Raw genomic sequence first — 6,254 nt, forward strand, 5'->3', positions numbered from 1 at the left:
ATTCGTTGGATGTGAGGACGAAAAGCAAATGAGGGTAAAGAAATAGGTGTAGGAAGAAAACTACACAGAAAATTTGAAAGGATAATTTATGGATAAAATAGCGGTGCTTATTCCATGTTATAACGAAGAAAAAACAATTGGAAAAGTAGTTGATGATTGGAAACGAGAGCTGCCAGAAGCTATAATTTATGTATATAATAACAATTCTGCAGATCGAACAGCAGAAATTGCGCTCGAACATGGTGCAATTGTTCGCAACGAATATATGCAAGGAAAAGGAAATGTGATTCGTCGTATGTTTCGTGAAATCGATGCGGAATGTTATATCATGATTGATGGTGATGATACATATCCGGCAGAAAACGGACGTGAAATGGCGAAACTTGTATTAGAAAAGCAAGTAGATATGGTTGTTGGTGATCGCCTGTCTTCGACATACTTTGAAGAAAATAAGCGACCTTTTCATAATATGGGAAATACGGTTGTACGTAATAGCATTAATACATTATTTAAAAGTGATATTCGAGATGTTATGACAGGGTATAGAGCTTTTAGTTATGAGTTCGTAAAGACATTTCCGGTATTATCAAAAGGATTCGAAATCGAAACAGAGATGACAATTCATGCAATTGATAAGAATATGTATGTTGAAAATGTCATCATTGAGTATAGAGATCGACCAGAGGATAGTGAGTCTAAGTTAAATACTTATTCGGATGGATTTAAAGTACTTAGAACGATTTTTAGATTATTCCGTTTTTATAAGCCATTAGGGTTCTTTTCCATAATTGCGTTGATTCTTTTGGCTTTAAGTGTCGGATTTTTTATACCGGTATTTGCAGAATATCTTCGAACGGGATTGGTGCTTCGTATTCCGACATTGGTGGTATGTGGGTTTGCCTTAATTGCTGCAATTATGTCAGTATTTACGGGATTGATTTTGTCAAATATACAAGAAAAAGGAAAACGAGATTTTGAAATGGAACTTATTCGTCTTCATGATACAAGTAAGAGATAAATAGATAATGTGGATAAAAACAGGAAGATATTATTTTTCCTGTTTTTTGATGGTAAGTATTTGGCTAAGCGGAGGAAGAAAATTCGTGTTTGGATTAAAAAGGTCAGTGCAGATTAAAGAAAAGTTTCAAATAAGCGCAAAAAATATTGGGAAGTTACGATATGTAATCGCTTTTGGCGTGCCGGTGCTTATTACGCTTCTGGTTATGGCAATTAATAACATAATGCCATTTGGAAGTAAATCCATGTTTATATGGGATCAGTTTCTTCAGCATAAGGATTACTATGGTTACCTTTGGGATGTTTTCCACGGTAATACATCCATTGACTATTCGACAGCAAAGTCACTTGGTGGACAGATATTTGGCATAATTGGATTTTATTGTTCAAGTCCTTTAAATATTCTTTTAATCTTTTTTAAAAAAGCACAGATTCCGCAATTTTTAGTGTTTATGACGGTTCTACGAATTGGGCTTTGCGGTGTGACAAGTCATATTTTTTTAAAAAAAAGATATGACTTGAATTTATGGGGAGCGCTTATATTGTCAACTTCATATGCGTTAATGGAGTACTGCGTATATTATTGTCGAAACATTATGTGGTTGGATGGCGTAATATTTCTTCCTCTTGTTGCTCTAGGTGTTTGGGCATTGGTCAACAAAAAGCGTTGGAAATTGTTATGGATTTCGGTGTCATTATCAATTGTTTGTAATTGGTATACGGGATACATGGTGTGTTTAATGGCAATTTTGCTTTTTGCTTATGAGTTAATAGTACGATATGGCGTTCACTGGATTGCCAATAAAGGTGAGGCGCTAAAAAGAATTTTACAATTTATAATGGTAATGCTTTTGGGGGTAATTACATCTGCAGTTGTATTGATGCCATCCTTAAGTGGTCTTGTCAGCGGCAAAGCAACTGGTTATAGAGTGGGAATCAGCGGAATAATACATTTTGATTTTTTACATTTTTTAAGTGGTTTTGAGGTGACGGCAGCTGGAAATGGACAAGATGCTCCGATTATTTTTTGTGGGACATTAATTTGCGTTGCTGTTGTTTGTTTTTTTATTTGTAAAAGCATTTTATGGAAAGAGAAGATTTGTGCAGCAATTTTATTAGCGCTTTTAATAATGAGCTTTATGTTTCAGGATATAGAACTAATATGGACAGCTTATGTTAGAAGTACCTCTTATTATTTCCGATTTGCATTTGTGTTCGGATTTTCGATGATTTTTATCGCAGGTCGTGTGGTATATTGCGCGCAAAATGGGGAATTAAAAAAACGTACCCCTATTATAGCGGTCGTTATTACTGCAGTTATTGTGGGATTGCTAGCAGCGTGTGGTGAATTGGGAGCTTCTAAAGCTTTGATTTTCGTATATGTTATAGCGTTTTTAATTGGATTGGCATTGCTTATTTTTAGAGTATATTGGAAATCAAGGTTTATAAAGCCTATTATAGTTATATTCTTGATGGCATTTGCTTTTTTGGAAACCGGATATAATGAACATCTTTCATTTCAAGAATATTCAATTGAAACAGATACTTTTTCCGAGTATACGAATGATATTGAACAATTGCTCGAAGTATTAGATGAAGATGCAGATGGAGCTTTTTATCGCTTCGAAAAAAATAATAGTTATCTTGTGCAAATGGATAGAGAGGTAGCTACGGGTGAGTCTTTGCTTTATGGCTATAATAGTATTGAAAACTATAGTTCCGCCTATGATATCAAAGTTGATGAGTTTTTGAAAAATGTTGGATATTCTGATATTCCGGGAAAAGATTTGTTTGTTTGTGAGACATATTGGAATAGTCCATCACTTTTGATGGATTCGTTGTTATCTGTGAGATATATCCAGTTTGAAGATGAAATCTATGGATATACGGAATTTGGTCAAGATGAGTTTTATGGGCAGAAGGTTCTGAGGAATTCCTATGCATTACCATTAGGATATTTTGTCAATGATGCAATGACAGAGTCGGTTGACTTTGGTACAAATCCATATGAAAATCAGGAATTGTTCTTGTCGGCTATGTTAGGTGAAAATGCAGATGTATATAAATCAATTGAGCCGGAGTATGAAGGAACGGTAGATGGAATGGAGACATACACTTTATCTGTTCAAGCGGATGGACCCGTATATGTATTTTTAGATGGAACTAATCTTCATTCTAATTATTATGAACAAAATTGTGCTTTTTATGTTAACGGAGAAGTTGTACAGGATTGTTGTACAAGATTTCTAACAAACAGTATGTATGTGGGAGATTATAATGCCGGTGATGAGATTGTAATTTCAATCGAACATAAGAGTGATACTACGGGACAGCATACGGTATATGCGGCAAGTCTGGATAAAAACGTATTTGAGTCGGCAATTGCAACACTTCAAGAAGGCGGAGATACTGATCTAAATTGTGAAGGAAATGTAATTAGTGGTACGATAGATGCAGATGAGAGCGGTCTGGTATATTTGAGTATTTCTAATGAGAAGTATTGGTCAGCTTATATAGATGGTCAAGAGGTAGAAATAGAAAATCTTGCGGGAGATTTTATGGGACTTGTTGTTGATGAAGGGACACATGAGATATACATGGAATATAAATCGCCCGGACTTAGAACAGGATTGGCAATTTCGATTGTTGGTGTGATTATATTTGTATGTGTTGCTTTTTTTGAGAAAAAAAGAAAGAGAGAGAATAATGCATCAAGAAGATTTTTTTGATAGGTTATTTCATAAAAAACCTTTTAATATATTCGAATCGTTTTATCAAAAAAACAGAGAAGTATTATTGTATCTGTTTTTTGGTGGATTAACATTCATTGTAAGCGTAGTATCCTATGCATTGTTTTACAAAGTATGTGGGATGAATGCTTTGATTGCTAATGTGTTCTCATGGATATTAGCAGTAATGTTTGCATATATAACAAACCGAATCTGGGTGTTTCAGAGCCAGCACCATTCAAGATTCAAGGTATTGATTGAAATGCTTTCTTTCTTTGGGGGGCGTGTATTTACGCTTGTTGTGGAAGAAGTAATCCTTTGGGTTGGAATTTCGTATCTTCATAGCGATGGTGTGCTAGTGAAGGTAGTAGCACAGATTGTAGTAATTGTACTAAATTATGTAATCAGTAAACTGTTTGTTTTTCGAAATAAAAAAAGTAGGGGGTAATTAAAGTGGAGGGGAAATCGTCGCATTTTAACGCGATTGATGTTACAAAATTTATATGTGCCATATTGGTTGTGATGATACATGTGAAGATGTTTGGCGAGGGACAATCAGAATTTGTTATAGGTGGAAATTATTTTTTCAAGCAGTATATTGCGAGAATTGCGGTACCGTTTTTCTTTACAGCATCCGGATTTTTGTTGTTTCAAAAAATGAGTGTCGCTAATTTTTCGATGCAGCGGCCTATTCGATATGTGCTAAGAATTTTGCGATTGTATCTTGTGTGGACCATTATATATTTTCCGCTTAAATTGACTTTTATTTACAATGATCCGATAGGGCCTAAGAAGGCATGGATCTTATGGGGGAAAAATCTTGCTTTTTCAGGGAGCTATACTCATTTATGGTATTTGCCAGCCCTTATAGTTGCCGTTTTATTGGTTGCCTTTTTATTATGGATAAAGGTAAAGCCGATGGTAATACTTGTTATTTCAACGGTGTTATATTTGATTGGACTACTTGGCCAATCTTGGTTTGGAGTTCTTAAGTCGGTGGAACAAGTAGCACCTGAACTTTGTCATATTGCATATAGAGCTTTGGAAATCATTATAACAACAAGAAATGGTGTGTTTGATGGTTTTTTCTTTGTGGCGCTTGGAATGTGTTTTGCTTTTTGTAAGGTGCATATTGGGAAATGGATTTCGCTGGCGGGGTTCATTGGTTCAATGATTGTGTTATACTTCGAGGTGTATGGACTTGAAGAACACAGAATGATAAAAGAACATGATATGTATTTGTTTTTAATGCCGGCATGTATGTTTTTGTTTTCGTTTGTACTACAAGTACAGCTAAAAGATCGGAAAGGATATAGCATGGTTCGTTCGATGAGCTATTTGCTGTTTTATATGCATCCGCTGGTCAATGAACTATTATTTAGAAGTTTCATTAGAAATCATATAGAATTCAATAACGGATTATGGCGTTATGTTTTGGTTGTGGTGCTTACGCTTATCATTTCGATGGTGATTATTAAATTGTCGAAACTTAAAGGCCTAAAGTGGCTGAAGGTGATTTATACGTAAGAGCCTACAGTCAGCTGCTGAATCGCATTTTTACTCCTCCCAGTAGCCATCACCCACATTAACGAGATCATTATACATATATATTACGATATCCGGCTGATACTCTTTTATATATTCGATAAGATTTCCGTTATATCTTCCTTTTTGAGGATCTAGATATCTTAGCTCACTGTAATCCATGCACATGTATTGAGCCATTGCCCTTCCATATGAATGCGTAATCAAAAGACATTTATAATTATTCTGTGCTTTTTTGTTACATATTCTGGATTCGGCATATGCTCCATGCATATTTACATCATATTTATTATTATAATTATCATCTTCTAACATATCTGCATCAACAAATGTTTCCCAAAAATCTCCCGAGTATTCAAAATCTAATTCATCATTTATGTAATGTTCAAATGTAAAATCAGTCTGAAATTTCGGATTATATATAGTAAAATCATCTCTTCCTGCAAAATATGGACCAACTTTAATACCTATTGATCCCAAAAAACAATTCTCATATGTCACGGTATCATAATTTTTTAAATCATTGTATTGGTCATGCCCTTCAAAATCTATGCCATATAAATCTTCTAGTTCATCTGCAATTATTCCAGATGCGTTAAATGCAGATGTAACCGTCCAATGATGATCGGTATTATAATACTCCATGCATTCACTATAATTTCGTAACCGGTAAACCACCGGTACCTCCTTTTAATTAAGTCACGCCCGTAGTCGTGACATTTACTTCATTGGTTTTCTGCACTCAGCTGGTAATTCATCTGACCAAGGAAGAAGTTCTTCTAGGAAGCTTCGATCCGTATCATCCATGTGATCAGGAATTACTGTGAGTAAGTGTTTGAAATACTCATAAGGCTTCAAGTGGTTTGCCTTTGCTGTTTCAGCAATACTGTAAGCGATTGCACTGGACTTAGCGCCTGCAACAGTATCAATCATCACCCAGTTCTTCTTGCCTATGCAGAAGCC

The 6,254-nt window shown here is 35.1% G+C and carries 6 protein-coding genes; 4 read left to right on the forward strand and 2 right to left on the reverse strand.

Annotated features, from left to right (window positions below; genetic code table 11):
* The first annotated feature begins 88 nt into the window (after positions 1 to 88).
* Genes BLS20_RS12710 through BLS20_RS12725 form a run of 4 tightly spaced genes read left to right on the forward strand, consistent with a single transcriptional unit; the run spans position 89 to position 5,273 of the window.
* Entirely contained in the window at positions 89 to 1,018 is a 930-nt protein-coding gene (locus tag BLS20_RS12710; RefSeq protein ID WP_090174737.1) for a glycosyltransferase family 2 protein, read from the forward strand.
* Between the two features lie 7 nt (positions 1,019 to 1,025).
* Entirely contained in the window at positions 1,026 to 3,746 is a 2,721-nt protein-coding gene (locus BLS20_RS12715) for a YfhO family protein (RefSeq protein ID WP_090174738.1), read from the forward strand.
* Positions 3,724 to 4,194 (forward strand): GtrA family protein, encoded by a 471-nt coding sequence (locus BLS20_RS12720; protein WP_090174739.1) that lies wholly within the window; start codon positions 3,724 to 3,726, stop codon positions 4,192 to 4,194. The genes BLS20_RS12715 and BLS20_RS12720 overlap by 23 nt, the downstream gene beginning before the upstream one ends.
* A 5-nt stretch (positions 4,195 to 4,199) precedes the next feature.
* Positions 4,200 to 5,273, forward strand: coding sequence for an acyltransferase (locus BLS20_RS12725; RefSeq protein WP_090174740.1), 1,074 nt, complete (start codon positions 4,200 to 4,202; stop codon positions 5,271 to 5,273).
* Positions 5,274 to 5,303: 30 nt separating this feature from the next.
* On the opposite strand, the gene BLS20_RS12730 is transcribed toward BLS20_RS12725, so the two are convergent.
* Both BLS20_RS12730 and BLS20_RS12735 read right to left on the reverse strand, forming a co-directional pair.
* A complete protein-coding gene (locus BLS20_RS12730; RefSeq protein ID WP_090174741.1) occupies positions 5,304 to 5,969 on the reverse strand; it encodes a hypothetical protein in 666 nt (221 codons plus the stop codon).
* Between the two features lie 42 nt (positions 5,970 to 6,011).
* The coding region (locus tag BLS20_RS12735; protein ID WP_143010277.1) for a transposase domain-containing protein at positions 6,012 to 6,254 on the reverse strand (243 nt) is incomplete at its 5' end.

The organism is Eubacterium oxidoreducens (assembly GCF_900104415.1).
In the GTDB taxonomy this organism is placed as follows: domain Bacteria; phylum Bacillota; class Clostridia; order Lachnospirales; family Lachnospiraceae; genus Eubacterium_C; species Eubacterium_C oxidoreducens.